This window comes from Synechococcus sp. MU1655 (assembly GCF_023630655.1).
Classification (GTDB): Bacteria; Cyanobacteriota; Cyanobacteriia; order PCC-6307; family Cyanobiaceae; genus Synechococcus_C.
The window spans coordinates 1-3,598 of record NZ_JAKUHK010000215.1; the positions used below are offsets into that span (position 1 = coordinate 1).

The 3,598-nt window shown below is 53.6% G+C and carries 4 protein-coding genes; all 4 read right to left on the bottom strand.

The features are described 5' to 3' along the window. On the bottom strand, positions 1-805 hold an 805-nt coding region (locus NCN04_RS09490; protein WP_250395925.1), incomplete at its 3' end, for an ABC transporter ATP-binding protein. Between the two features lie 301 nt (positions 806-1,106). Next, positions 1,107-1,457, bottom strand: a complete 351-nt coding sequence (gene rbp / locus NCN04_RS09495) for an RNA-binding regulator (RefSeq protein ID WP_250395926.1) — start codon at positions 1,455-1,457, stop codon at positions 1,107-1,109. Between the two features lie 310 nt (positions 1,458-1,767). Beyond that, entirely contained in the window at positions 1,768-2,016 is a 249-nt protein-coding gene (locus NCN04_RS09500; RefSeq protein WP_048346273.1) for a hypothetical protein, read from the bottom strand. A gap of 48 nt (positions 2,017-2,064) precedes the next feature. Continuing rightward, on the bottom strand, positions 2,065-3,598 hold a 1,534-nt coding region (locus NCN04_RS09505), incomplete at its 5' end, for a DEAD/DEAH box helicase (protein WP_250395927.1).

Here is a 3,598-nt window from a genome sequence, read left to right on the forward strand (position 1 = left end):
AGCGAATCAGGGGGATGAAGGCGGCAGAGATGCGAATTGCCTGACGATTACACTGCCGGTAGGCATCACTAGCAGTACGAAGTTGCTCGAGTTCCCATGCTTCAGTTGCGAAGCTTTTGATGGTGAGCATTCCACCTAGATTGTTAGACAGTCGGGAGGCTAAATCTCCAGCCCTTTGGCGGACGTCGCGATATCGCGGAGCGAGGCGACGTTGAAAATGGAGTGATCCCAGAAGGATGATTGGGATCGGTAGAAAGGCAAAGAGTGCTACTCCAGGTGCCATGAGTGTCATGGCGCCACCAACAAGCAGAACGGTGGTCACTAATTGCAGGATTTCGTTCGCACCTCGTTCAAGAAATCGTTCAAGCTGATGGATATCATCACCAAGAACGGTGAGTAAGCGCCCAGTGCTGTCTCGCTCGAAGAAATCCATCTCAAGTTTTTGGAGATGGTCGTAGGCTTCTAATCGCAAACTATGCTGCGTTGTTTGTGCCAGATTGCGCCATAAAACGCCGTAGAGATATTCAAAGAGTGATTCTGCGGTCCAGACCAGGAAGGACAACACTGCAAGCACGATGAGTTGGCTTGGCACCGTTGTGGCACCCAAGGCTGCCAGCCACGATGAATCCTGTTGAACAACAACATCAACGGCAAGACCAATCAGAACCGGCGGAAGTAGATCAAAGATTTTATTGATGATCGAGCAACTCACCGCCATCCATACCCGTGTTCTGTACGGCTTGAGATGGCTCAAAAGCCTCGGGAGGGCAGGCTTAATGCGTCTAGGCAGAGTTTGTTCAGCCATGACCAATGGCAAGTGAGTTTATTCAAGCGTTGTGTTGCCCACCTGCCTCAAAACTGCTGAAACGGTGTTGAGCGGAAATAGAGATTGAGGAGGCTGAATGACGCGCTCAAGAGCTTTCAATCGTTTTCATCGCTTCTTGGCACGGAAGCATCGTGATGAAATTCGGAATACAACACTTGCTGTGTCTGTTGAGTCGTGAAGCCCCGTGGATCGCATCCAACATTGATCGATCGCCGATTCGCCCTGGATGACGTGCTTCAACATGAGGAGACGGCTCGATGAGCTGTCTCCTCAGCTGCGATCACCAGCGGTTGCCGCCGCCGTAACCACCGCCACCGCCGCCATTGCCGCCGCCGCCATTGCCGCCGCCGCCGCCGTAACCACCGCGGCCACCGCCGCCGCCAGTGCGCTCACGTGGGGTTGCTTTGTTGACACGGATCATGCGGCCCATCCACTCGACGTTCTGGAGATCGTCGATGGCCTTTTGCTCATCTTCGTCTGTGGCCATTTCAACGAAGCCAAAGCCGCGCTTGCGACCTGTTTCTCGATCGAGAGGAAGACTTGCGCTCTTCACCTCTCCGTATTGACCGAATAGATCGAGAAGATCTTCTTGTTCTGCCTGGAAAGACAGATTGCCGATGTAGATGGTCATTTCCTGAGGGGACCGTTGGACATTTGATCAGAGAAGTTTTGGTCCGAAAAGGAAAGTCCTTGATGCTGAAGCTGGAGAGCTGAAGCTTGGGGGAGCGAGCCGATCAGAGCCGAACATGAAGCTGATGCGTCACCACGCTACAGGCTTACCTGGAGCCACATCTCAACTTTTGAAGAGAAAATCGAAAAGTTTTATTTTTTTCGATGTTCTGTTGCATGGTCAGGAGATCCTCACCATTTTTCCCTATTCAAAGCTTTATTGATCGAAGCAGTGACAACGGTCGTGAACGGACTACCTCGAGGTGAGGCTTTTACTGTGTTTTCAGAAAAGGTCCGTACTTTTCAGCAGCCAAGTCTTTACAGATAGTTTGAGCTTGCAAAATATATGCAATGCCCTTCAGCTCTCTTGCAAAGCATGAACAGGTGAAATCACCCATGCCTTCTGGAGGTGTTTGTCTGGCTTGAGACATGGCCGCATTGAAGCCAGCCATGCAAAGCCTTTTGATTTCTTCCGAATCATCTGCTGCTTGCGCTAGTGATCCAGCGGTTGTGATCAGCATGGGTGAGATGCAGAGGCTGATCGAAAGGCGGAAAAGCAGATTCAAGAGTTAGGAATCCTGGCGGATTTGAAGCTCTCGGTTCATCACTTTGAGACGACGAAGAGAATTAAAAACGTTTTCTGGCATTCCTTTGGGAAGGTCGACAAGGCTGTGCGTTTCAAAGATCTGAATGCGACCAATCATTCGTCCTTCTAATCCTGATTCGTTGGCAATGGCTCCAACGAGATTGCCGGGTTTGACGCGATCGCGATGACCGACTTCAACCCTGAAGCGTTCCATGTCATCTTCTGGCGGGCGTGATGCTCGCTCTGGTCGCCTGCCGCGGTCGTTGCCTCGATCCCCGCGTCGATCATCTCGGCGGTCGTTGCGCAGTGGAGCTTTCAGCCAGCTTTCATCGCCTTGTACCAATAGGGGGCCTTCGCCAACGGCCAACCTCATGGCGGCCAAAGTGAGTTGACCTGGCTCTACCTCAAGCTCTTGGGCCACTCTTTGGATCAGCTCCTGGAGTAGGGCAGTTTCTTCCTCGGGCTTGTCTTCGCTGGTGGCTTCAATGCTCAGGCGGGTGCGAAGACGGTCAAGACGACTCTGGTTGATTTCAGCATTGCTAGGGATGTCCATCGGCTCAATGGCCTGTCCCACAGCGCGTTCGAGATTGCCAACGAACCTGCGCTCCCTGGGTGTGATGAACAGGATGGCATCGCCGCTGCGTCCAGCGCGGCCTGTACGACCGATGCGATGGACGTAGGCCTCACTATCGAACGGCATGTCGTAGTTGATGACGAGACCGATGCGGTCAACATCGAGACCGCGAGCTGCAACATCGGTGGCCACCAGAATGTTGACGGTTCCTTTGCGAAGACGTTCCACGGTGCGTTCCCGTTGGTTTTGGGGCACATCTCCGTTGAGAACTGCCACGTCGTGACCGGCGGCTTCTAGGGATTCCGCAACCGTGAGTGTGATTGCCTTGGTTCGGGCAAAAATAATCACCCCTTCGCCCGTCACCGCTTCAAGCACACGGTTGAGTGCCTCGAGCTTGTGCGAGTTCTGCATGGTGATGCAGCGATGGCGGATCCGACGTGCTTCTTTGTCCTTCGTTTTGATCGTGATCTCTGCAGGTTCACGCAAGTAGCGCTTCGAAAGCCTGCGTATTTCGTTGGGCATCGTCGCTGAAAACAGCACGACCTGACGCTCTTCGGGTAGTTGCTCGAGGATCCATTCCACATCGTCGATGAAGCCCATCCGAAGCATTTCATCGGCCTCGTCGAGGACAAGGCTGCGCAATCCGCTTGTATTCAGGGTTCCTTGTCGCATGTGATCCATGACGCGACCAGGCGTTCCCACGACAACGTCAACACCACGTCTCAAAGCGTTGATTTGGGAGCGGAAATCGGACCCTCCATAGATCGCCAGCACATTGAGGTGGGGATGCCCAGCGGAATAGGCCTTGAATGCTTCCGCTACTTGCATCGCTAGTTCGCGGGTCGGCGCCAGCACAAGCACGCTTGGGAGTGGGCTGTCGCCTTGCAATCGTTCCAGCAAAGGGAGGGCGAAGGCGGCTGTTTTTCCGGTTCCGGTTTGAGCT